Source organism: Rhizobium croatiense, from assembly GCF_019793465.1.
In the GTDB taxonomy this organism is placed as follows: domain Bacteria; phylum Pseudomonadota; class Alphaproteobacteria; order Rhizobiales; family Rhizobiaceae; genus Rhizobium; species Rhizobium croatiense.
Window position 1 is genome coordinate 1 of record NZ_JAILYJ010000006.1, and the last position, 22,869, is coordinate 22,869.

Below are 22,869 nucleotides of genomic sequence, written 5' to 3' on the forward strand. Positions count from 1 at the left end.
AAAGGCAAGAGCCTCATCGGCGGCGGTCGGGCAACGGTACGCTCCGTGCTGTTCATGGCCACGCTGGTGGCCTGCCGCCATAACCCGGTTCTGAAAGCCTTCCGCGATCGCCTGGTCGCTTCCGGCAAGTCGAAGATCGTCGCAACTGTGGCTGCCATGCGCAAGCTGCTCACCATCCTCAACGCAATCATCCGGGACCAGAAAGCATGGCAAAACGCTTGACTTCCAAGACAGTCGCTCTGCCCTGCCGGGCATCTCCCCCACAAGGAGGGACATCAGCAAGAGGCTGGACCGTCGATCCTCATCTCGCGCACGGGAATAACTATCCGGCAGTTGTTGGGAAACCCTAACGCCCATCCGATCTCCCCCCTTGTGGGGGAGATGCCCGGCAGGGCAGAGGGGGTGTCCCAAACACCAGCGCCAAAAAACCTACGTCCGCTTCTTCTTCGATTCGTACGGATTATCAGGCGAACGGAAATGGATGCGGATCGGCACGCTCGGCATGTCGAAATCGGCACGCAACCCGTTGATCAGATAGCGCGTATAGGATTCCGGCAGCGCGTCGGAGCGGGTACAGGAGATCATGAAGGCCGGCGGGCGGGCCTTGACCTGGGTCATGTATTTCAGCTTGATGCGCCGGCCGGACACGGCCGGTGGCGGATGCTGGATCTGCTGCGTTTCCAGCCAGCGGTTGAGCCGCGCCGTCGAGATACGCTTGTTCCAGACCCTGTCGGTATCGATGATCGACTGCATCAGCTTGTCCAGCCCCCAGCCGGTCTGGCCGGAGATCGGGACGGCGCGGATGCCGCGCGCCTGCGGCAGAAGCCGGTCGGTCTTTTCGCGCAGGTCGGCAAGCACCGCCTGCCGGTCCTCGATCATGTCCCATTTGTTGAAGGCAAGGACGGCGGCGCGGCCCTCGCGCAGCACGAGATCGACGATCTGCAGGTCCTGCTTCTCGAAGGGGATCGTCGCGTCGAAGACGATGACGACCGTCTCGGCGAAGCGGATGGCGCGCAGCGCATCGGCGACCGAAAGTTTCTCCAGCTTCTCGGTTACCCGCGCCTTGCGGCGCATGCCTGCGGTGTCGAACATCTTAATGGTGCGGCCGCGCCAATCCCATTCGACCGAGATGGAGTCCCGGGTGATGCCGGCTTCCGGCCCGGTCAACAGCCGGTCCTCGCCGAGGAAACGGTTGATCAGCGTTGACTTGCCCGCATTCGGCCGGCCGACGATCGCCACCCTCAGCGGCTTGGTGTCGTCATAGATCGGCTCTTCATCCTCGCCGTCGGCCTCGTTGTCGCCCGGCGGAATGTCGACATCGGTAACCGCGACATCGTCCTTGGCATAGGCACGGTCCTTGCCGATCGCCTCGACGATCGCGTCGCGCAAGTCGAGCATGCCCTCCCCGTGCTCGGCCGAAATCGGCGTCGGCTCGCCGAGCCCCAGCGTATAGGCGTCGTAGAAGCCGCTATCGGAGCCGCGCGCTTCGGATTTGTTGGCGACGAGCACCACCGGCTTGCCCCGTCGGCGCAGCATTTCGGCAAGAGCGGTATCGACCGGCGTCAGCCCGTTCTTGGCATCGACGACAAAAAGCGAAAGATCGGCCTCGTCGATCGCCGCTTCCGTCTGGGCGCGCATCCGGCCCTGCAGACTTTCCTCGTCGGCTTCTTCCAGACCGGCCGTGTCGATAATCGTAAAGGTCAGCCCCATCAGCCGCGCATCACCCGGCCGGCGGTCACGCGTCACGCCGGGCGTATCGTCGACGAGCGCAAGCTTCTTGCCCACCAGGCGGTTGAAAAGCGTCGACTTGCCGACATTCGGACGACCGACGATGGCGACCGTGAAACTCATTCTTTTTCCTTAAAACTCAGCCCTGCGCGGCGGGCGCCTTGCCGGATGCGGTAATGAGATCAAGCATCATCTGGGCGCGATTGGCAACAGGACGCGGGCTTTCGGCGTCATCGATAATCGACTGGAACCACTGCCGCCCCTGCGCCATGTTGCCGGCCTTGTATGCGGCCAGACCGAGTGCCTCGCGGGCCGAATGGCGGAAGGCGTTGCCCGGCACGGCCATTTCCTCGATCGCGGCCGAAACCTGTTCATAGGAGCCGTTCTCGATCAGCAGCCAGCCCGCACGCATTCTGGCGGCATCGCGCACGGCAGAAGGAACGCCGTTGTCTTTGCCGATCTCGTTGAAGGCGGCGATCGCCGCGGCGGCGTTGCCCTTTTGGGCTTGGACGGTCGCAGCCCGCATGCGCGCCAGCACCGGATAGGCGCCATGCCCTTCCTTCTCCAGCTTGTCGAGCGCGGCCAGCGCCTCATCGTTCTTGTTCTCGTCGGCAAGCTTCATCGCCGCCAGGAACTGGTCGCCGGCGCCCGAGGAACGGCTATCGTCCCAGTAGTCGTAGAGAACCTTGCCGGCGGTGCCGACGACGATCAGGATGGCAGCGACGATGATATAGCGGCCGAACCGGCGCCAAGCGCCCTTCATCTGGTCGGACCGAAGTTCCTCATTGACTTCACGGATGAAGCTGTCGTCGTTGAATGCCATTCTCGTCTCCGGCCGCGGCAATACCCATAGGCTGTGCGCTACGCACATTGCCGGGCCTTCTACCGCATTTTGCCGCGGTTGTAAGGGGGATATGAAAGATTCGTTACACGACCAGCGGTGAAACGCCGATCAACCATTCGTGCAGCTTCCAGATGGTCAGCGCCCAGGCAACGATGCCGATGACGACGGCAGAGAGATCGTATTTCGCCGAGACGAAGGGGCGCAGCGTGATCTCGCCCGCCCGCTGCCGCCGTTTCAGCGAGATGCGCAGGATGACACCCCAGGCGAGGAAAGCGGCAAACAGCAGCACCGAAGACGTCTCGCCGTTGGCGAGCAGATGCGCCAGCGCCCAGATCTTCACCGACAATACCATCGGATGTTTCGTCTTGGTGGCGATGTGTCCGGCCGGCAGCAGCGAAGCGACCAGACAGATCATCGCGATCAGCATCAGCGTGACCGTGATATGCGCCATCCAGACCGGCGGATTGTAGAGCACGCCGGTCACCGCGCGCGCCTGTCCGAAGCCGTAGATCAAGAGGATCAGCGTGGCCAGACTCGCGACCGAATAGCCGGCCCGCCATCCCCGCTCGCCGAGGCTTGCGATCATCGAGCGGCGCAGGCCCGGAGCCACCACCCGCACTAGATGCACACCGAGAAAAAGTATGATGCCGACGATGAGCAGCGCCATTGCGGTCCCTTCCTTGCAGTTTGTCATGACTTAGCGGCTGACGGGAAAAAATGCCAGCCGGACCGTAGCTTCGCCGCAATTCTATTAGAGGGAAACCGCGAACAAATTGTCGCGGTGCTCATGTCTCGTCCTCTCCTCTCCGCCTGTCTGGCTGCCTCGTTCCTTCTTCCCGTCACTGCAGAGGGGGCCGACCGGCCGAAGCAACTGGTCATCATTTCCTTCGACGGCGCCCATGATAACGCACTGTGGCTGAAGAGCCGCGAGATGGCCGCGAAGAACGGCGCCCACTTCACCTATTTCCTCTCCTGCACCTTCCTGATGAACGAGGCGGCGAAGAAGGCCTACCAGGCGCCGCATCAGAAACGCGGGAAATCCAATGTCGGCTTCGCCCAGAGCGACGACGAAATCCGCGAACGCCTCGGCAATATCTGGCACGCCCATCTCGAAGGCCACGACATCTCGAGCCATGCCTGCGGTCATTTCGACGGTCGCCTCTGGAGCGAGGCCGACTGGTCGGCCGAATACGCCACCTTCCACGCGACGCTGAAGAATGCCTGGAAAGGCGTCGGCCTCGACGAGCCGGCCGGCTGGCAGGACCTTGTCGATCATGGCATCAAGGGCTTTCGCGCCCCCTATCTCTCGGCAACCGCGGGCGCCGATATGATCGCCGCCGAAAAGAAGGCGGGCTTCACTTACGATGCAAGCCTCGTCACCAAAGGCCCTGCCATGCCCGTCGAAGAAGACGGCATCATCCGCTTCGGCCTGCCGCTGATCCCTGAAGGCCCGAGCGAAAAGCCGATCATCGGCATGGACTACAATCTCTTCGTCCGTCACTCCAAGGGCGAGGAGGACAGGGCGGATTCGAAGGAATTCGAGGACCGCGCCTATTCAGCCTTCTCCCAGGCCTTCGACCGCCAGTACAACGGCAACCGCATCCCCCTCCAGCTCGGCTTCCACTTTGTGGAGATGAATGGCGGCGCCTACTGGCGGGCGCTGGACCGCCTGGTCAGCGACGTCTGCCATCGAGCCGATGTCGCCTGCGTCAGCTATTCCGAAGCGATCCCGATGATCGAGGCCCGCGGCAAGCTGCAGCAGACGTCGGGGCTCTGACGTGGTTTTCACAATCGGGACGACGTGCCGTGTGCCCCCTTATCCGACCCTTCGGGCCACCTTCTCTCCGCTGGGGAGAAGAGGAAGCAGTGGCGAGGTCGTGATTCCCCCTTCTCCCCGGCGGGGAGAAGGTGCCCATCAGGACGGATGAGGGGGCCGCACGGCACAGCGGGCATTAAAGCCACGACCCCACCCGTCCAAGCCTCATCCCTCACCCATCAGCATGAACAACACCGGCTTCCCGCTCCAGATAATGCTGGTCGATCGCCGGCAGCGGCTCGTCGTCGATAGCAGCCTCGAAGGCCTTGAGGCGCTTGTGGATGGAAAGCAGTTCGATGATCGTCGTCCAGGAGTTGACCAGATACTGGAACGAGTTGCTGACCTGGCCGAAGGCGGTCGAGATCTGCTGGAAGATACCATAGGTGATCGTGCCTGCAACGATCGTCGGGACCAGCATGAAGACCACGAAGAGCGCGTCTGCCTGAATGTAGAAATAGCGGGCGACGTTGAAATACATGTAGTGGAAGTACATGCGGAAATAGTTCCGCCGAACGTTGTTGAAGAGCTCCCTGACCGTCAGCGGCTGAGCCCGCTCGGCATGATCCTCGCCATAGACGAGTTCCTTGCGATAGGCGGCTTCGACGCGCTGATTGCGGAAGTTCAGGCCCGGCAGCTTGATACCGGCGACCGCCAGAAGCAGCGTGCCGAATGCCGACCAGAAGAGCGCCAGCCAGAAGAGTGAATTCGCCAGCGGCCCGATGACCGGCAGTTCAGTCACGTAATGCGAGAGCGTCAGAAGGATCGGAAGGAAGACCACGAGCGTCATCACCGAGTTGATCAGGCTGATGCCGAGACCTTCGAGGGTGCTCGAAAAACGCATCGTGTCTTCCTGAACGCGCTGCGAGGCGCCTTCGATGTGACGCAGCTTTTCCCATTTCGACATGTAGAAGTCGTTCATCGCAGCGCGCCAGCGGAAAATGTAGTGGCTCGTAAAGAAGTCGGTCATGATCGACACGAACATGCTGAGGAATGCGATCTGACAGAAGACCCACATCAGGCTGTAAAAATTGTCGACGGAAATGCCCGGCTGCTTCGACAAGGCGTTCTGAAGAAGATCGCCGAAGGGCCGGCGCCAGTTGTTGATCACGACCGTGATCTGGACGCCGAAATAGGTGACGAAAATGATGAGCGCCGACCCCCAGATCGACCACAGCTTCCAGGGATGGTGCAGCGCCCTCAGATGCCATGCGCTGCAGAAGATCACCGCCGAGAGGAGGAAGTAACTGTAGAACCAGATATTCTCGGGCAGCAGAAAGAAAGAAAGGTCGATCGGCTGCTGCTCTTCCGGAACCGGCACAAAGCCGAGCGACGCGCCGAGGCCCTCGGCGACAAAATACCAGCCGAATATTGAAATCAGTGTCCACACGACAAGCGAAATGAAGAAAGGTTTCGGCTGGGGAAAAAACGAATGAAACACGGGGGGCTTTGCTTTCCTGAACTGGGAGTCTCGGGAGTTTCTTGGAACACTCATTGTGCCGGAAACTAAGGCAGTTCGAAGGAAGCAGCAATGGGTTCGGCCGATTGTTACGGAGATGTAACCGGTTAGGCGACTTTCTTGATCACGGGCATCACCAGAGCGGCGCAGACCAGGAGTGCGGCTGCGGCGATTACCGTCGGCACGGTGAAACTGCCTGAGCGTTCGGCGATCCAGCCGGCTACAACAGGCCCGACGATCTGGCCGAGACCGAAGGCAGCGGTCATCATCGCCAGAATTCGCCGCGGGCTCTCGGGTGAAAGCTTGCGGCCGATCTGCAGCCCGTAAGCCGTGATCGCCAGGAACGTCGCGCCGAACAGTGCGCCGCCGATCAGCGGTGCGACCGAAGGCGGCAGCGCCACGGTTGCCAGCACGCCGGCCGCCTCGACCAGAAGTGCCGCGATATAGACGCCGCCGAGCCCGAGGGACCTCACCAGTGGCCTCCAGGCAAACAGCGCGACTGCCGCCGTCAGGCCGGCGATGAACCAGCAGAGGAATTCAACGAAAGCTCCCGTTGCCGACAGGCGGGCGATGGTGACGAGGAAGGTCGCGGTGATGACATAGCCGAATCCGAACAGGCCGTAGGACAGGGTTACCAGCACCATCGGCCGGCTCCAGTTGAGCACCGGCTCCTTGCCCGCCTGAGCCGTTTGCGCCGGCGCAGACGGCAGCAGAAGGTAGACGACGACCAGGCTTATCGCACAATAGATTGCCCCGCCGATCCAATCGGCGCGCCAGCCGCCCGGCCCGTCGTGAAAGCCGAGACCAACCAATAGCACCATCACCGAGGACAGCGCGATTCCCGCCCCGGGACCACCGAAATGCGCCGCCTGCACATGGTCATTGCCGGCCGCAGCCCCATGGCTGAGCACGATCGACGAGGTGAAGACCATCGCAAAGGCGCTGGCGAGGCCGGCCAGGAAGCGGATGACCGCGAAGACCGCGACGGAATCGGTGGCAGCCATGGCCGCGAGCAGAATTGCGGTGGCAAGCAGCGCCGAGAGCGCCACCAGCCGCTCGCGCCCCGCTGCCCAGCCATAGGCCGCAAACACGGCGCCGACGAGATAACCGACGAAATTGGCCGAGGCGATGAAGCCAGCATCCGCTGCCGAAAGTGGCACGCCGCTCATCATCCCGGGCAGGATCGGCGTATAGGAGAAGCGCCCAAAGCCCATGGCTGCAGCCATGGCAACGGCGCCGGCAGCGGCGGTCGCAACGAGGTTCGGCTGGGAGCGAGGCGGGCGGGAAAGCATGCAGTGCTTATCGCGCCGCAGCACCGGCACCGCAAACGACTATTTCTGATCGGTCAATCAATTTCCGGAAAGCTCGAAAAAATCCCGGGTCGCCTTGAAATCGATTATCTTACGATATATGTTTTAAGACATAGCCAATGATACATCTAGCGATTAACGGAAACGCCATGAGAGGTTTTAAAGGCGGCATGTTCGGCGAAGTGTTTCGCATGGGCCGCAAATTCGCGGCGGGCGATCTGCAGCTCGTCATCCTGGCCCTGCTCGCCGAGCAGCCGCGCCACGGTTACGAATTGATTAAGCTGCTGGAGGAGCGTTCCGGCGGCTTCTATGTGCCGAGCCCCGGTGTCATCTATCCCGCACTCACCTATCTCGAGGAAACCGGCCTTGCCGAAGTGGAGAATGAGGGCACCAAGAAGCTTTACCGCATCACCGAGGCCGGACGCCGCCGCGTCGAGGAAAACCGCGACATGATCCTGCACACGCTCGCCAAGCTCGAACGCATCGGCGAGAAGATGGCCTATGTGAAGCGCGTCTTCGAAACCGACCGCCACGGCGCCGACAGCGATTACGGCGACTTCATGCAGGACGGCGGCGATATCCGCGCCGCCCGCATGCTGCTGCGCTCGGCCCTCAGGATGCGTTATCCCTGGTCGAAAACTGAGGCCGCCCGCATCGCCGGGATATTGGAACGCGCTGCGACGGAGATCCTGCAGGGCGGCAGGCCGGAAACGCGGGGGTGAAGACGGGGCTGGTCCCGACGTCGGCGCGTCCGAGGATGCGCCGCCGACACAAGAGAGCCTCATCCTGGGGTGCCCGCAGGCGGTAGCTCACCGGAGCAACAGTCAGTCGATCTCGGACAAGGGCGAGACTGCTGGTGCGTTCAGCACCGTTCCATCCACCGCGAAGTGAGATCCGTGGCATGGACAGTCCCAGCACCGTTCCAGGGAGTTCCAGTGCACGTGGCAGCCGACATGCGTGCATGTGGCAGATCGCCTGTGCAGCGTGCCATCGTCGCTGCGGAACGCTGCGATCTTGGTCATTCCTTCGCGGACGATAGCACCTTCTCCCGGTCGCAGCCGATCGACAGACTCGATTTCGCCGGGCGCAACATACTCGGCGAAGTTCTTGATCATTGTCGCGTTCTCGGCAACGTAATTGCCGACCGCGCTCACCGTCTTCCGGGACGGCTCGTAGAGTTCCCGCCAGCAACTGTCACCCCCGAGAATGATCTCGGAAATCAGGAGTGAGGCCACCACGCCGTGGGTCATGCCCTCGCCGGAATCTCCGGTGACCACAAAAATTCGTTGGTTGCCGGGATTGCGGCCGATGAAGCCGGCGTAGTCGATTGTCTCCATCACCTGCCCGGACCATCGATGGGTTTCGGCGCCGAGATCGGGCACCAGTCGTCTGATCCAGGACGTCAAGGCGGCGAAGCGCTCGTCGGCGGCGTCGATCACGCCAGTCTTGTGGTCCTCGCCACCAACAATGAGGACGTCGCTCTCGTCCTCGCCGGTATGAAGGCGGACGTAGTGGTACGGGTCCTCGGTGTCCCAGTAGAGACCATCCGGTACGATGCCACGCCCGATCTCGAACGCCATTGCGTAGGTCCGATAGGGTGCCTGCTTCGTGTGGATCGCGACCCTGTCGTTGATGGGCGAATTGGTCGCCACGATGGCCCACCTGGCCGTAACGTTGAAGCCCGAGGTCGTTCCCACGCGCACCCCGCCGGCGGTTTCCTCGACCCTGTCGACGATCGTCTCGCTGTAGAGCGTGCAGCCGCGCGCCCGAATTCCGGCGGCAAGACCGCGCAGATACCTAAGCGGATGGAACGTCGCCTGATCCGGATACCGGGGGTGTCCGGGTAGCCCGCAAGCGGCAACCTCGCGACTTCCTCGACCGCGATGCCTACCTTCAGGCCGGCCTCGAGCTCCCGCTGGAGATCGGCTTTCGCCCTTCCAGAGGCGGGAAAGAGAAAGCCGTCGAGCCGACGAAAGTCGCAGGCTATGCGCTCCGCGCCCTGGATCGCCTCGATGCGAGCGATCGCCGCGGAGTGGCTCTGAAAATAGAGGCGCGCCAGTTCCTCGCCGCGCAACCCGATCAGTTCCGAAAAGTAGTCGTCGCATACCGACGTGAGGTGTGCAGTCGTGCGGGCCGTCATGCCGCCGCCTATCCGGCCTCGGTCGAGGACTGCAACCTTCTGCCCCGCGGCGGCCAGCTCGTACGCGATCGACATGCCTGCAATTCCAGAGCCCACCACGACGACGTCGAAGTCTTCGTTGCGGGCGAGAGGCGCTGCGTCGGGCGCAACCTCGATGTCTGACCAGAGAGACACGGTTCGTTCGTCGCTCGCATTCATGCGGAGTTTCTCCTAGTCCTATCCGCGGTAAATGGGCGGAATAACCGAATGTTCCGAACGGAGCCTGACGGGCGGGAGCCAGGGAATCCCTTGCTACTTTAGCAGTCTATAATATAATTGGTGGGTGTTGCTGTCATTGACGTAAATCTAGATGCGCATGCCGAAAACGCCGGCTGCGTGGAGGGAATTCTATGTCTCTGCACTCTCAGGGTACCGCAGCACTTTTTCTTCTTCTCCTCTCTTCAACGATGATTCCCGCTGCTGCCCAAACGTCCAAAAGTCCCACTGTCGGCGGTCGGGACTTTGACGCAGCGGCGGCCGATCAAGCAAGACGATACCTGGAGGAGGGCCGCGAGACATTCCGTTTTGACACGTTCGGGAGCGAGGACTTCTGGGGAGGCGAACTCAAGCTTCACGAGGCGATCGCGGGTGAGAAGCTGGGCGGCAAAGGACCAGGCCTTAGTCCTAAGAAAGCTCTGGAGCTCGGGTTGAAGGTCGACGTTAACGCCATTCCAAAGGACGTCGCCGTTGCGCTTGGTAAAGGCGAGGTTGACCTCGACGATCCGGCCAGCACACTCCTTCTGCTGAAGGCCAATGCCGTTGTGGGGGTAACCGGATTCTTCGACGCGGACGGAAAGGCGCTGACGTCGGTCGGAATCCAGTGTGCGGTTTGCCATTCGACGGTCGACGACGCCTACGCTCCCGGCATCGGCCATCGGCTGGACGGCTGGCCCAACCGCGACCTGAACATCGGTGCGATCGTCGCGCTAGCGCCTGACCTCACGGCATTCACCGAGATGCTGCAGGTTTCGGATGCCGAGGTGAAGAAGGCGGTGGAAGCCTGGGGGCCTGGCAAGTTCGATGCCCAACTCAACCTGGATGGAAAGGCATTCCGGCCAGACGGCAAGACGTCTGCTACGCTCAATCCGCCCGCATTCGGATTGGCGGGCGTGAACAACCATACCTGGACGGGAGCCTGGGGGACCGTCAGCTACTGGAACGCCTATGTCGGCAACCTCGAAATGCACGGCAAAGGCACGTTCTACGATCCGCGTCTCGACGACGCCGAGAAATATCCGGTCGCCGCTAGGACAAAGCAGGGCCACAAGCAGGACAAGGAAGACCGGATCACCGCCAAACTTCCGGCGCTGCATTTTTACCAGCTGTCCTTGCCTACTCCGCGTCCGCCGGAAGGCACATTCGACAATGCGGCGGCGGAAAACGGAACGATCCTCTTCAACGACAAGGCCAAGTGCGCCACCTGCCATGTGCCGCCGCTCTTCACCGAACCTGGCTGGAACCTGCACACGGCGGACGAGATCGGGATAGACGATTTCCAGGCGAAACGAGCCCCGGACGACCGCTACCGGACAGCGCCACTGCGGGCCTTGTGGAACGTGGACAAGGTCCACAAGGGTGGCTTCTACCACGACGGGCGGTTCGCCACGCTAGAAGACGTCGTCGCGCACTATAACGACCATTTGAAGTTAAACCTGAGCGCTGAGGAAAAAGGCGACCTCATCGAATATTTGAAGTCGCTCTAACCAACTCCATCCCCGACGACAGGGTGTTGCCTAACGCTCCTGAGACAGGTCATGAGGTGCCCCGCAGGGCCTCGAAGGGCGAGGCCGGTGCGCCAACGCCCCGCGAAGGAAGAAAGCTCTGCGACCTGAGCCCTACGCCCGCCCATCCGGCAAGGTCAAAATCACCGGGCCGTTCCGCGTCGCAACCACCGTGTGCTCATATTGCACGGTCGGTGCCTTCGGATCGGCATAGAGCGTCCATGCATCATCGCCGCCCTCGGCCCAGGTCGCGCCGAGCGAAAGGAACGGCTCGACCGTAAAGACGAGACCGTCCGTCATGACACGCTTCTCCGAAGGATCAGGCCAGGTGGAGAGCTCGGCTGGTTCTTCGTGCAGCGAACGGCCGACGCCATGGCTCGCCAGATTGGCAACCAGCGTATAGCGGTTCTTCTGTGCGAAAGCGCCGACGGCGGTGCCGATCTTTGCCAGCGGCTCACCCGATTTCACTTGGTTGAGCCCGACCCAGAGCGCCCGCCTGCCGTCGCGGCAGAGCCGTTCGATCTTCGGCTTGACCGGCGGCACTGCGAAGGAAGCACCGGTATCGGCGAAGAAGCCGTCCTTCTCGGCCGAGACGTCGATATTGATCAGGTCGCCGGCCTGGATGACACGTGGCCCGGGAATGCCGTGGGCGATTTCCTCGTTGACGCTGATGCAGGTCGCACCGGGAAACTGGTAGCAGAACTCCGGCGCCGAGCGCGCGCCGGAATCCTCAAGCACCTTGCGGCCGATCCGATCGAGCTCCAGCGTCGTCATGCCCGGCTCCATCGCTGCCGCCATCACCTGAATGGCGTTGGCGCAGATCCGGCCGATCTCCTTGAGCTTTGTCAGTTCATCGTCGTTTGCGATAACCATTCGTCTCTTCCGGCCTTGCGCGGGCGCGGCGCGGCCGCCTCAAGCCGTGGCTTTCGCCCCTTCGCCCCTTTCAGTCAATGCCTTTCTGACGATCGGGGCGACTTTCGTCCCGTAGAGCTCGATGCCGCGCATGATCTCAGCATGCGGCATCAGGCCGATCGCCATCTGCAGCAGGAAGCGGTCGTTCCTGAAAAGCCTGTGATGGGCGATGATCTTTTCGGCGACCGCCTCGGGATCGCCGACAAAAAGCGCGCCGTTCGGCCCACGCGACAGATCGAAATGCGCCCGGCTGGTCGGTCCCCAGCCGCGCTCGCGGCCGATGCGGTTCATCACTTCCGCCTGCGGCCCGTAAAACTGCTCGGCGGCGGCCTCGGTCGTATCGGCGATAAAGCCGTGAACATTGATGCTGGTCTTCAGCTTCGCCTGATCCTGCCCTGCGCGCCGCGCCGCCTCGCGGTAGAGATCGAAAAGCGGCGCGAAACGGCGCGGCTCGCCGCCGATGATGGCGAGCGCCACCGGCAGTCCGAGCGCGCCGGCGCGCGCCACCGACTGCGGCGTGCCACCGACCGCGACCCACAACGGCAGCGGATCCTGCAGCGGCCTCGGATAGACGCCGCGTCCGCGGATCGGCGCGCGAAGCTCGCCCTCCCATTCCACCGTCTCGCTGTCGCGCAGCGCCAGGAGCAGATCGAGCTTCTCCTCGAAAAGCTGGTCGTAATCCTCGAGATTGTAGCCAAACAGCGGGAACGACTCGATGAAAGAGCCACGCCCTGCCATGATCTCGGCCCGGCCGTTGGAAATGAGATCAAGCGTCGCAAACTGCTGGAAGACGCGCACGGGATCATCCGAGGAAAGCACGGTGACGGCGCTGGTCAGGCGGATGTTTTTGGTCTTGACGGCCGCGGCCGCCAACGCCACCGCAGGGGCTGACGCCGCATAATCCGGCCGATGATGTTCGCCGAGCCCGAACACATCCAGGCCCACCTGGTCGGCAAGCTCGATCTCCTCGATCAGATGCTTCAGCCGTTCGGCCCCTTCCGCACCCTTGCTGCGGGAGGGGTTCGGATTGACGTCGGCGAATGTGTAAAGCCCCAATTCCATGGTCGGCATCCCGTTGAATTCAACCTGGAGATAAGGACCGGTGAGCGGCAACGCAAATACAAAGTCTGGAACGGAATGTTCGAGAATTTCGATAGCGATGCGGGTCCGATGGCGCGTAGGAAAGAGTCTTTGCGCCGTAGACACGGCGCTGCTGGATTCCTGTGACAGGCACAGGAATGAGGGAGAGAGGGGATCAACCTGCGCTCCATATCCTCTATCATTCAAAGCGTAATATGCAGAGCCAGATCAGGGCGAAGAGGGTCGTTTTGGAGCACTGCGGACACCAGGACCTCCCTCATTCCTGTGCTCGTCACAGGAATCCAGCAGTCGCGCGTCCGCGCGACGGGAGACTCTTCACAGGCCCAAGAGGTGAAACGAAATATCCTCCCACTCAGGATTCTCCCACTCGATCAAATTGAGCTTCCACTGCCGCGGCCATTTCTTGATCGTCTTCTCCCGCGTAATCGCAGTCGTCAGCAAATCATGCTCCTCGAACCACACCAATGTCTTTACGCCATACTTCGACGTAAAGCCTGGCGTCAGTTCGTTCTGATGCTCATATAGCCGACCTGCAAGGTCACGCGTCACGGCGGTATAGAGCGTGCCATTGCGCGCGGATGCGAGGATGTAGACGTAACCCTTCATGCCGGTAGATTGGCACAGGTAACATCCCGCGTCGACAGCAACACCTAGCCACCCGAATCCCAATTCCAATCTGAAATTCAACGACTTCCAAGCCTCAGTGGAATCATCCTCCAAGCCACTTCACGCCGCACGTGAAGCATGAGGACGGCGCGGGCCTCCACCGCGCCGCCCTCAACACTTCACATCTTTGCCAGCAGTTCCGCCAGCTGATCGGCAGCCTTGCCCCATCCCTCGTGGAATCCCATCTTCTCGTGCTCTTCCTTGTCCTCGGCGCGCCAGTGCAGCGCCTTGGCCGTATACTTCGTGCGGCCATTGCCGAGATCTTCGAGCAGAATGACGCCGGTGAAGAAAGGTTTTTCGGCAGGCACCCAGGCGCTGGTATAGGCGTCGGTGAAGACGATCTTCTCGTTCTCGACGATCTCGAGATAAACGCCGGGGTTCGGATACTGATTGCCCTCAGGATCCTGCATGACGACGACATTGGAGCCGCCGGGGCGGACGTCGAGCGTCGCTTCCGCCACACCCCAAGGGCGCGGTACGAACCACTGCTTCAGCAGGTCGGGATCGGTCCATGCCTTGTAGATCTTCTCGCGCGGGGCGTCGAATTCGCGAACCAGGGTGAGTTCATGTTGCGTGCTTGCGGTCATTTCGACATCTCTCCATTTGAGTGAAACCTGTTTCCTGTCAGGTTGTTACAAGGACGTGTCGAACTTCGCCGTTCCGACAGCGCGCTAATTTTTCCTGATTTAATTTGCGATCGGCTGCGTGGGCTCTTCCTGCATCTTGTCGATCTGCCGGCGGATATGAGCCGCCTCGGCCGCCGAATGGGCAAGCGCGATGGCATGGTCGAAGGCTTCGCGCGCCTGGTGGGTCAAGCCAAGCTGCTTCAGCAGCCCACCCCGCAGGCCGTGATAGTAGAAATAGCCGTCGAGCTTCTCGCCCAGCGGATCGATGAGATCGAGCGCCTGCTGCGGCCCGTGCAGCTTGGAAACGACGACGGCGCGGTTAAGCGTCACGACAGGCGAAGGCTGTACACGCTCCAGCGCACGGTAAAGCAGATCGATCTCGACCCAGTCGGTATCCTCGGCACGTTTCGCGCGGGAATGGATGGCGGCAATGGCCGCCTGAAGCTGATACGGCCCGGGCCGGCGGTGCCGCAGCGCCTTGTCGAGCAGCGCCAGGGCTTCGTTGATGAAGGGCTGGTTCCAAAGCGAGCGGTCCTGATCTTCAAGCAGCACGATTTCGCCCTCGGCGCTGAAGCGTGCCGGCCGGCGCGAGATTTGCAAGAGCATGAGCGCTAGCAGCCCCATCAGCTCCGGTTCCGCCGGGAAAATATGCAGCATCAGCCGCGCCAGCCGGATCGCCTCGTCGCTGAAGGCGGCCGCCTCATGCTTGGGGTCGGCCTGGCTGTAGCCCTCGTTGAAGATGAGATAGATCATCGTGCTGACAATCGAGAGGCGTTCAGCCCTCTCCTCGGGGCTCGGCGTTTCGAACGGCACGCCTGCCTTGGCGACACGCGCCTTCGCCCGGGTAATGCGCTGCTCCATGGCGCTTTCCGAAACCAGGAAAGCGCGCGCGATCTGCGTCACCGAAAGGCCGGACACGATGCGCAGCGCCAGCGCAATCTGCTGGGTGGCCGGCAGATCCGGATGGCAGCAGATGAAGAGAAGCCGCAGAATGTCGTCGCGATAATTGGAATCGTCCAGCCGCTCGGCGATATCGCTTTCGGCATCCTCGGTATCGGAAATGACCTCCTCGTCCGGCAGCGCCTGGAGCTTCGTCCGCTTGCGCACCGCATCGATACCGCTGTTGCGGCCGACGAAGATAAGCCAGGCTGTCGGATCGCGCGGCGGTCCTTTCTCCGGCCATGTCCGGATCGCCCTCAGGCATGCCTCCTGAAACGCCTCTTCCGCCGTGTCGAGATCGCGGAAATAGCGCAGCAGCGCGCCAAGCGCCTTCGGGCGGGCCGAGGCAAGAGCAAGGTCGATCCAGGCAATATCGGTCATGATGCTGCATCTCCCGGCCTGAAGACGTAGAAAGGCCGAATTTCGTAAGAGGTGGAACCCGGATTGACGGATGAAAGCTGCTTCGAGAAGGCGACCGCCTCGTCGAGGGTTTCGAAGTCAACCACATAGAAGCCGAGAAGCGCCTCTTTCGTTTCCGCAAAAGGCCCGTCGATGACCAAGGGCTCGTCCTTGCCTTTGCGCACGGTGGTCGCAGCCGTCGTCGGCATCAGCCGCCCGACGGGGCCGAGCTTACCGGCTTTCGCCAGCGGCTCCTGCACGGCGTAAAGCTTCTCCATGACGGCTGCCTCTTCCTCCTGGGTCCAGGCGAAGACGGTTTCCTCGTGAGCGTAACAAAGGATTGCATAAAGCATCGGGTCACTCCTCTTTCCGAATGACGAAGGAGTAACCGCTTAGCCGACAGGCCGCATCAAAAAATTATCAAGAAAAAGGCGCTGAGAGCCAGAGGCCCCAGCCGCCGAAACAGGCAATGCTATGGTGCGGTTCCGATCGCGCCTCACCCCTCGCTCAGCGTCCGCCGGACCGCGCTCTTCCAGCCCTTGAGCTTGGCCGCCCGCACCTTGTCATCCATGTCGGGCTCGAAGCGCCGGTCGCGTTTCCACCTTGCCGAAAAGCCATCCCGGTCCGGCCAGACCCCTGCCCGGCTGCCGGCGAGCCAGGCCGCACCGAGGGCGGTCGTTTCGAGAATGACCGGGCGGTCGACCGGGGCATCGAGCAGATCGGCGAGCCGTTGCATCGTCCAGTCGGAGGCCACCATGCCGCCATCGACGCGCAGCACCGTGTCGTCGCCGGCATTCTTCCAGTCCTTCTGCATGGCATCGAGGAGATCGCGGGTCTGATAACAGACCGCTTCGAGGGCCGCTCTCGAAAGTTCCGCCGGACCGCTGTTGCGTGTCAGTCCGAAGATCGCACCCCGCGCCTTGGCATCCCAGTGCGGTGCGCCAAGGCCGGTGAAGGCGGGCACGAGATAGACGTCCTGCGTCGGATCGGCCTTCTCGGCAAGCGCATTGGTCTCGGCGGCGCTGCCGATGATCCCGAGCCCGTCCCGCAGCCATTGCACCGCCGCCCCGGCGATGAAGATCGAACCCTCGAGCGCATAGGTCGTCTCGCCGTCGAGACGATAGGCAATGGTGGTCAGCAGCCGGTTTTTCGAGCGCACCATATCGGCGCCGGTGTTGAGCAGCGCGAAACAGCCGGTGCCGTAGGTCGATTTCATCATGCCCGCTGCAAAGCAGGCCTGACCGATGGTGGCCGCCTGCTGGTCGCCGGCAACACCGAGGATCGGGATCGCTGCGCCGAAGATCTCAGGATCGACCGTGCCGAAATCGGCGGAGCAATCCTTGACGTCAGGCAGCATGGCGGCCGGCACCCTGAGAATCTCGAGCAAATCCTCGTCCCAGGTGTTTTCGGCGATGTTGTACATCAACGTGCGCGACGCATTGGTGGCGTCGGTGACGAAGCTCTTGCCGCCGGTCAGCCGCCAGATCAGGAAAGTGTCGATCGTACCGAAGCAGAGATCGCCCCTGGCGGCACGCGCACGCGCGCCCTTGACGTTGGCGAGCATCCAGGAAAGCTTCGTTCCGGAAAAATAGGGGTCGAGGAGCAGGCCGGTCTTCCTGGTGAACAGCCGCTCGAGATCCTGCCGTTTCAGATTATCGCAATAGCTCGCGGTGCGCCGGTCCTGCCAGACGATGGCATTCTGGATCGGCCGGCCGGTCTCGCGCTCCCAGACAACGACCGTCTCGCGCTGATTGGTGATGCCGAGCGCAGCAACATCCCTCGCCGTAATCCCGGCGTCGCGCAATGCCATGTTGACGGTGGAGACGACCGAATCCCAGATCTCCTCGGGATCGTGCTCGACCCAGCCGGAACGCGGATAGATCTGGGTGAATTCCTTCTGGCCCTTGCCGGCGACATGCATGTCGCCATCGAAGACGATCGCCCGTGTCGACGTCGTTCCCTGATCGATCGCCAGAACATATCCGCTCATTAAATCCTCCCGAGGCATGTCGATTGTCGAGGCAAATCAATAGGACACGGATGCGGCCGAGAAAAGCGAATAAAGCGGAATTGCCAGCCTGCCGGCTTTGGGCATAACCTCGCCATAACGTTGCAACGCAGCATCGCGATGTCAGGAGAAAACAGCATGAGCAGATCAGTCATCGTCACCGGCTCCACCAGCGGCATCGGCTCGGCGATCGCCACCGCCTTTGCCGAAACCGGCGACAATGTCGTCATCAATGGTTTCGGAAATGTCGATGAAATCAAGGCGATCGTCGAGCGGCTTGAATCGGTGTCGAAGGCCCGGGCGATCTATCATCCGGCCGACATGACCAAGCCCGCCGAGATCGCCGACCTGATCGAAACGGCAGCGAAGACCTTCGGCACCGTCGATGTCCTCGTCAACAATGCCGGCATCCAGCATGTCGAGAAGATCGAGGATTTCCCGATCGAGAAGTGGGATCAGATTATCGCCATCAATCTGTCGAGCTCCTTTCACACCATGCGCGCCGCCATCCCGCTGATGAAGGCGAGAAAGCATGGCCGCATCATCAATATCGCCTCGGCCCACGGGCTCGTCGCCTCCCCCTTCAAATCCGCCTATGTCGCGGCAAAACATGGTATATTAGGCCTGACGAAGACGGCCGCCCTGGAGCTTGCCGAATTCGGCGTGACGGTGAACGCCATCTGCCCCGGCTATGTGCTGACGCCGCTGGTCGAAAAGCAGATACCGGATACCGCCAGGGCCCGCGGCATGACCGAGGAGCAGGTGAAGAGCGAGGTCATCCTCAAGGCGCAGCCGACCCGTGAATTCGTCAAGGCCGAAGAGATCGGCGCCCTGTCGCTCTACCTCGCCAGCGACGCCGCCCGGCAGGTGACCGGAACGCATATCTCGATTGACGGTGGCTGGACGGCGGCTTAACCATTTGGAAAAAACAACCGGGAATATCATGAACGACAGCATCCGCTTCATCCTGAACGGCGAAGATATCGCGCTCGCCAATGTCGGGCCGACCGAGACACTTCTCGATTTTCTGCGGATGAAGCGGCGGCTGACGGGCACCAAGGAAGGATGCGCCGAAGGTGACTGCGGCGCCTGCACCGTGCTTGTCGGGCGGCTGGCCGACGGCAAGCTCGCTTACGAATCGGTCAATGCCTGCATCCGTTTCATGGGCTCATTGCATGCCACGCACGTGGTGACGGTCGAGCATCTGGCCGGCCGGGACGGCGCCCTGCATCCAGTGCAGCAGGCGCTGGTCGATTGTCATGGTTCGCAGTGCGGCTTCTGTACCCCGGGCTTCGTCATGTCGCTCTACGGGCTGTGGCTAACGAAGGAAAAACCCGGCCGCCGCGAGATCGAAAAGGCGCTGCAGGGCAATCTCTGTCGCTGCACCGGCTACGAGCCGATCGTCAAGGCCGCCGAGCAGGTCAGCCTGCAGCGGCCGAGCGCGCTCTTCGACCCGCTGCAGCGGACTCGCTCGGAAATCGTCGCGCGGCTCTGGGCAATGCAGGCGAGCGGCACCATCCGGATTGCCAGCGGCGAAGACCGGCTGATCGTTCCGGCTTCGCTCCAGGCGCTGGCGGAAGTCCTCTCTGAGGAACCCGACGCGACCGTCATTGCCGGCTCGACCGATGTCGGTCTCTGGGTGACGAAGCAGATGCGCCGGCTGAGCCCGGTCGTTTTCATCAATCATCTGAGCGAATTGCAGTCGGTGACGGAAAGCGAAGACGGCGTCACCATCGGCGCCGGCGTCAGCTACAGCAGGGCCTTCGAGGCGATTTCCAGCGAGATCCCAGCGCTCGGGCGGCTGATAGACCGCATCGGCGGCGAGCAGGTGCGCAACATGGGCACGATCGGCGGCAATATCGCCAACGGTTCGCCGATCGGCGACAGTCCCCCGCCGCTGATCGCCCTCGGCGCGACGCTTACCCTGCGTTCCCTGCAAGTGCAGCGCCAAATGCCGCTCGAGGATTTCTTCATCGCCTATGGCAAACAGGATCGCAGACCCGGCGAATTCGTCGAAAGCGTCTTCGTGCCCTATCCCAAGGCCGCCAGCCGCTTTGCCGCCTACAAGATCACCAAGCGCCGTGACGAGGACATCACCGCCGTGCTTGGCGCCTTTCTGCTGACGCTCGACGAGGCCGAGACCATTACCGACATCCGCATCGCCTTTGGCGGCATGGCGGCGACGCCAAAGCGCGCGCCGTCAGTCGAGGCCGCGCTGATCGGCAAACCGTGGACGGAAGCGACGATCGAAGCGGCCCGCCCCGCCTTCGACACCGACTACCAGCCGCTGACCGACTGGCGCGCCACGGCGGAGTATCGCCAGCTGACGGCGAAGAACCTGCTGACACGGTTCTATCTTGAGACCGTCGGCGCGCCGGCGGAGCTGAAGCGGTTCGAGGAGGTGGCGTGATGGAGAAGTCAACCGTTGGCGCCAACCGCCCCACTCATCCGCCTGCCGGCACCTTCTCCCCGCTGGGGAGAAGAGACAATGGGCAACGTCACGACTCCCTCTTCTCCCCAGCGGGGAGAAGGTGCCTGATAGGGCGGATGAGGGGGGCGAGCGGCGCTGAGCCCCGAGCGCCCGGAGCATCTGCGACGGGCAATTTTTCGACAGGGAGACGCTAATGGACAAGTCCACCTTCGAAAATCCCAAAGTCGTCATCTCCGGTCCCATCCACGGCGCGCTGCGCCATGACTCAGCGCACAAGCATGTCACCGGAACCGCCGATTATATCGATGATATTCCCGAACCCGCCGGCCTGCTACACGGCGCGCTCGGCCTTTCCGACCGGGCACATGCCGAAATCACAAACATCGATCTTTCCGCTGTCGCCGCCTATCCCGGCGTCGTCTGGGTTTTCACCGGCAAGGACGTGCCCGGTGTCAACGACACCAGCTCAAACGGCAGCCATGACGAGCCGCTGCTCGCTGAAACCTTAGTTCAATTTCACGGCCAGCCGATCTTTGCCGTCATCGCCGAAACACGCGACGCGGCTCGCCGCGCCGCGCGGCTGGCGAAGATCGACTATCGCGACCTCACGCACTGGCACGATATCGACGGCGCGCTCGCCAATGGCGGCCCGCTGGTCATCACCCCGATGACGCTCCAGCGCGGTGAGCCGGAAACGGAAATGCCGAATGCCGCCATGCGGCTGAAGGGGCAGATGCGCATCGGCGGCCAGGAGCATTTCTATCTCGAAGGCCATATCGCCGTGGCCATTCCCGGCGAGGACGACGAGGTCACCGTCTGGTCCTCGACGCAGCATCCGAGCGAGATCCAGCATATTGTCGGCCACGTGCTCGATATCCCGTCGAACGCGGTCACCGTCAACGTGCGCCGCATGGGCGGCGGCTTCGGCGGCAAGGAGACGCAGGGCAGTCAGTTCGCAGCCCTTGCGGCGATCGCCGCCAAAAAGCTCGGCCGTGCCGTCAAATTCCGCCCGGACCGCGACGAGGATATGAGCGCCACCGGCAAGCGCCATGATTTCCTGGTCGATTACGAAGTGGGTTTCGATGCCGAAGGCCGCATCCACGCGGTCGACGCCACTTACGCGGCGCGCTGCGGCTTCTCCTCCGACCTCTCCGGACCGGTAACCGACCGCGCGCTGTTCCATGCCGATTCAAGCTATTTCTATCCGCATGTGCATCTGACCTCGAAACCGCTCAAGACACACACCGTCTCCAACACCGCCTTCCGCGGCTTCGGCGGGCCGCAGGGCATGCTCGGCGCCGAGCGCATCATCGAGGAGGTCGCCTATGCCCTCGGCAAGGATCCGCTCGACATCCGCAAGCTGAATTTCTACGGCCAGCCGGGCTCCGGGCGCACGCTGACGCCTTACCATCAGGAGGTCGAGGACAATATCATCGCCCGCGTCGTCGACGAGCTGGAGGATACGTCAGACTACCGGGCGCGGCGCAATGCCATCATCGGCTTCAACCGCGACAGCCGCTATATCAAGAAGGGCATTGCCCTGACGCCGGTGAAATTCGGCATCTCCTTCACCATGACCGCCTTCAACCAGGCCGGCGCCCTCGTCCATATCTATCAGGACGGCTCGATCCACCTGAACCATGGCGGCACCGAAATGGGTCAGGGCCTCTATACCAAGGTGGCGCAGGTGCTGGCCGACAGCTTCCAGGTCGATATCGATCGGGTCAAGATCACCGCGACGACGACCGCCAAGGTGCCGAACACCTCGGCGACCGCCGCCTCCTCCGGCTCGGACCTCAACGGCATGGCAGCCTACGACGCCGCCCGCCAGATCAAGGAACGTCTGGTGGCCTTTGCCGCCGATAAATGGGAGGTGGCGCCGTCCGACATCGTCTTCCTGCCGAACCGCGTGCGGGTCGGCGAGAGCGAGATCCCCTTCCCCGATTTCATCAAACAGGCCTATTTCGCCCGTGTCCAGCTGTCCGCCGCCGGGTTCTACAAGACGCCGAAGATCCACTGGGACCGCAAGGCCGGCCGCGGCACGCCCTTCTATTATTTCGCCTATGGCGCCGCCTGCACCGAGGTCTCGATCGATACGCTGACCGGCGAATATCTGATCGACCGCACTGACATCCTCCACGATGTCGGCCGCTCGCTGAACCCGGCGATCGACCTCGGCCAAGTCGAGGGCGCCTTCGTGCAGGGCCTGGGCTGGCTGACGACGGAAGAACTCTGGTGGGACGACAAGGGGCGGCTGCGCACCCATGCGCCATCCACCTACAAGATCCCTCTCGCCTCCGACCGGCCGAAGATCTTCAATGTGCGCCTCGCCGAATGGTCGGAGAACGCGGAGGCCACCATCGGCCGCTCCAAGGCCGTCGGCGAACCACCCTTCATGCTGGCGATCTCGGTGCTGGAAGCACTGTCGATGGCGGTCGCCAGCGTCGCGGATTACAAGGTCTGCCCCAGGCTCGACGCCCCGGCGACGCCGGAACGGGTGCTGATGGCGGTGGAGCGGATGAAGCGGGTGTAGGATGGTAAGACGTCCGGCTGGTTTGTTGCTCGAGCGGAACCGGCAGAGTGGGCGCCCCCCTCTGTCCTGCCGGACATCTCCCCAACAAGGGGGGAGATCGGCAAGACGACGACCCTTCGCCCATATTGCTCTGACAGCGGATTATCAAGATCCAGTTTTAGGCCGTCGTTTCCCCGTCTTGAGAAGCCCGCGCCTCATGC

At 62.3% G+C, this 22,869-nt stretch carries 18 protein-coding genes and 2 pseudogenes; 7 read left to right on the forward strand and 13 right to left on the reverse strand.

All coding sequences use genetic code 11. The features are described 5' to 3' along the window. A pseudogene (locus K6M89_RS11260) lies at window positions 1–222 on the forward strand (IS110 family transposase); the annotation flags it as partial. 207 nt (window positions 223–429) lie between these two features. Here K6M89_RS11260 and der read toward each other — a convergent pair. The 3 genes from der to K6M89_RS11275 all read right to left on the reverse strand — a co-directional run bounded on the left by der (window position 430) and on the right by K6M89_RS11275 (window position 3,239). Continuing rightward, a complete protein-coding gene (gene der, locus K6M89_RS11265) occupies window positions 430–1,851 on the reverse strand; it encodes a ribosome biogenesis GTPase Der (RefSeq protein WP_222139487.1) in 1,422 nt (473 codons plus the stop codon). A 16-nt stretch (window positions 1,852–1,867) separates the two neighbouring features. Then, window positions 1,868–2,551 carry a tetratricopeptide repeat protein gene (locus K6M89_RS11270; protein ID WP_222139488.1) on the reverse strand — a complete coding sequence of 228 codons (684 nt, stop codon included), beginning with the start codon at window positions 2,549–2,551 and terminating at the stop codon, window positions 1,868–1,870. A 103-nt stretch (window positions 2,552–2,654) separates the two neighbouring features. After that, entirely contained in the window at window positions 2,655–3,239 is a 585-nt protein-coding gene (locus tag K6M89_RS11275) for an NnrU family protein (RefSeq protein ID WP_222139489.1), read from the reverse strand. Between the two features lie 120 nt (window positions 3,240–3,359). On the opposite strand from K6M89_RS11275, the gene K6M89_RS11280 reads away from it, so the two are divergent. Then, complete coding sequence (locus K6M89_RS11280) at window positions 3,360–4,349, forward strand: polysaccharide deacetylase family protein (RefSeq protein ID WP_222139490.1); 990 nt, start codon at window positions 3,360–3,362, stop codon at window positions 4,347–4,349. Between the two features lie 211 nt (window positions 4,350–4,560). Here the strand turns inward: K6M89_RS11280 and sbmA are convergent, their stop codons facing one another. Both sbmA and K6M89_RS11290 read right to left on the reverse strand, forming a co-directional pair. Then, entirely contained in the window at window positions 4,561–5,826 is a 1,266-nt protein-coding gene (gene sbmA / locus K6M89_RS11285; RefSeq protein WP_222139491.1) for a peptide antibiotic transporter SbmA, read from the reverse strand. A 125-nt stretch (window positions 5,827–5,951) separates the two neighbouring features. After that, window positions 5,952–7,136 (reverse strand): YbfB/YjiJ family MFS transporter, encoded by a 1,185-nt coding sequence (locus K6M89_RS11290; protein ID WP_222139492.1) that lies wholly within the window; start codon window positions 7,134–7,136, stop codon window positions 5,952–5,954. 167 nt (window positions 7,137–7,303) lie between these two features. Between K6M89_RS11290 and K6M89_RS11295 the strand changes: the two genes are divergently transcribed. Next, entirely contained in the window at window positions 7,304–7,876 is a 573-nt protein-coding gene (locus K6M89_RS11295) for a PadR family transcriptional regulator (protein ID WP_222139493.1), read from the forward strand. Between the two features lie 102 nt (window positions 7,877–7,978). Here the strand turns inward: K6M89_RS11295 and K6M89_RS31490 are convergent. Continuing rightward, window positions 7,979–9,492: pseudogene (locus K6M89_RS31490) on the reverse strand (FAD-dependent oxidoreductase). A gap of 191 nt (window positions 9,493–9,683) precedes the next feature. Between K6M89_RS31490 and K6M89_RS11305 the strand changes: the two are divergent. Then, a complete protein-coding gene (locus K6M89_RS11305; RefSeq protein WP_222139494.1) occupies window positions 9,684–11,036 on the forward strand; it encodes a hypothetical protein in 1,353 nt (450 codons plus the stop codon). A gap of 132 nt (window positions 11,037–11,168) precedes the next feature. Here the strand turns inward: K6M89_RS11305 and map are convergent, their stop codons facing one another. The 7 genes from map to glpK all read right to left on the reverse strand — a co-directional run bounded on the left by map (window position 11,169) and on the right by glpK (window position 17,687). Further along, entirely contained in the window at window positions 11,169–11,927 is a 759-nt protein-coding gene (gene map, locus K6M89_RS11310; RefSeq protein WP_010030330.1) for a type I methionyl aminopeptidase, read from the reverse strand. A 39-nt stretch (window positions 11,928–11,966) separates the two neighbouring features. After that, the gene (locus K6M89_RS11315) at window positions 11,967–13,028 is read right to left on the reverse strand and encodes an LLM class flavin-dependent oxidoreductase (protein ID WP_097578969.1); all 1,062 of its coding nucleotides are present in this window, start codon (window positions 13,026–13,028) and stop codon (window positions 11,967–11,969) included. Between the two features lie 354 nt (window positions 13,029–13,382). After that, entirely contained in the window at window positions 13,383–13,673 is a 291-nt protein-coding gene (locus tag K6M89_RS11320; RefSeq protein ID WP_222139682.1) for a GIY-YIG nuclease family protein, read from the reverse strand. A gap of 179 nt (window positions 13,674–13,852) precedes the next feature. Beyond that, a complete protein-coding gene (locus K6M89_RS11325; protein WP_097578467.1) occupies window positions 13,853–14,320 on the reverse strand; it encodes an SRPBCC family protein in 468 nt (155 codons plus the stop codon). A gap of 99 nt (window positions 14,321–14,419) precedes the next feature. Then, the gene (locus K6M89_RS11330; RefSeq protein WP_222139495.1) at window positions 14,420–15,679 is read right to left on the reverse strand and encodes an RNA polymerase sigma factor; all 1,260 of its coding nucleotides are present in this window, start codon (window positions 15,677–15,679) and stop codon (window positions 14,420–14,422) included. Further along, entirely contained in the window at window positions 15,676–16,050 is a 375-nt protein-coding gene (locus K6M89_RS11335) for a YciI family protein (RefSeq protein WP_064684422.1), read from the reverse strand. The genes K6M89_RS11330 and K6M89_RS11335 overlap by 4 nt, the downstream gene beginning before the upstream one ends. A 143-nt stretch (window positions 16,051–16,193) precedes the next feature. Further along, entirely contained in the window at window positions 16,194–17,687 is a 1,494-nt protein-coding gene (gene glpK, locus K6M89_RS11340; protein ID WP_097578461.1) for a glycerol kinase GlpK, read from the reverse strand. 156 nt (window positions 17,688–17,843) lie between these two features. Here glpK and K6M89_RS11345 point away from each other — a divergent pair, with 156 nt between their 5' ends. The 3 genes from K6M89_RS11345 to xdhB all read left to right on the forward strand — a co-directional run bounded on the left by K6M89_RS11345 (window position 17,844) and on the right by xdhB (window position 22,669). Further along, window positions 17,844–18,620 (forward strand): 3-hydroxybutyrate dehydrogenase, encoded by a 777-nt coding sequence (locus K6M89_RS11345; RefSeq protein ID WP_222139496.1) that lies wholly within the window; start codon window positions 17,844–17,846, stop codon window positions 18,618–18,620. 28 nt (window positions 18,621–18,648) lie between these two features. Beyond that, window positions 18,649–20,115 carry a xanthine dehydrogenase small subunit gene (gene xdhA / locus K6M89_RS11350; RefSeq protein ID WP_222139497.1) on the forward strand — a complete coding sequence of 489 codons (1,467 nt, stop codon included), beginning with the start codon at window positions 18,649–18,651 and terminating at the stop codon, window positions 20,113–20,115. A gap of 214 nt (window positions 20,116–20,329) precedes the next feature. Further along, a complete protein-coding gene (gene xdhB / locus K6M89_RS11355; RefSeq protein WP_222139498.1) occupies window positions 20,330–22,669 on the forward strand; it encodes a xanthine dehydrogenase molybdopterin binding subunit in 2,340 nt (779 codons plus the stop codon). Window positions 22,670–22,869 lie beyond the last annotated feature (200 nt).

Coding starts and splice junctions, on each gene's coding strand:
- der (WP_222139487.1), bottom strand. CDS start 1,851: ATGAGTTTCACGGTCGCCATCGTCGGTCGTCCGAATGTCGGCAAGTCG.
- K6M89_RS11270 (WP_222139488.1), bottom strand. CDS start 2,551: ATGGCATTCAACGACGACAGCTTCATCCGTGAAGTCAATGAGGAACTT.
- K6M89_RS11275 (WP_222139489.1), bottom strand. CDS start 3,239: ATGGCGCTGCTCATCGTCGGCATCATACTTTTTCTCGGTGTGCATCTA.
- K6M89_RS11280 (WP_222139490.1), top strand. CDS start 3,360: ATGTCTCGTCCTCTCCTCTCCGCCTGTCTGGCTGCCTCGTTCCTTCTT.
- K6M89_RS11290 (WP_222139492.1), bottom strand. CDS start 7,136: ATGCTTTCCCGCCCGCCTCGCTCCCAGCCGAACCTCGTTGCGACCGCC.
- K6M89_RS11295 (WP_222139493.1), top strand. CDS start 7,304: ATGAGAGGTTTTAAAGGCGGCATGTTCGGCGAAGTGTTTCGCATGGGC.
- K6M89_RS11305 (WP_222139494.1), top strand. CDS start 9,684: ATGTCTCTGCACTCTCAGGGTACCGCAGCACTTTTTCTTCTTCTCCTC.
- map (WP_010030330.1), bottom strand. CDS start 11,927: ATGGTTATCGCAAACGACGATGAACTGACAAAGCTCAAGGAGATCGGC.
- K6M89_RS11315 (WP_097578969.1), bottom strand. CDS start 13,028: ATGGAATTGGGGCTTTACACATTCGCCGACGTCAATCCGAACCCCTCC.
- K6M89_RS11320 (WP_222139682.1), bottom strand. CDS start 13,673: ATGAAGGGTTACGTCTACATCCTCGCATCCGCGCGCAATGGCACGCTC.
- K6M89_RS11325 (WP_097578467.1), bottom strand. CDS start 14,320: ATGACCGCAAGCACGCAACATGAACTCACCCTGGTTCGCGAATTCGAC.
- K6M89_RS11330 (WP_222139495.1), bottom strand. CDS start 15,679: ATGACCGATATTGCCTGGATCGACCTTGCTCTTGCCTCGGCCCGCCCG.
- K6M89_RS11335 (WP_064684422.1), bottom strand. CDS start 16,050: ATGCTTTATGCAATCCTTTGTTACGCTCACGAGGAAACCGTCTTCGCC.
- glpK (WP_097578461.1), bottom strand. CDS start 17,687: ATGAGCGGATATGTTCTGGCGATCGATCAGGGAACGACGTCGACACGG.
- K6M89_RS11345 (WP_222139496.1), top strand. CDS start 17,844: ATGAGCAGATCAGTCATCGTCACCGGCTCCACCAGCGGCATCGGCTCG.
- xdhA (WP_222139497.1), top strand. CDS start 18,649: ATGAACGACAGCATCCGCTTCATCCTGAACGGCGAAGATATCGCGCTC.
- xdhB (WP_222139498.1), top strand. CDS start 20,330: ATGGACAAGTCCACCTTCGAAAATCCCAAAGTCGTCATCTCCGGTCCC.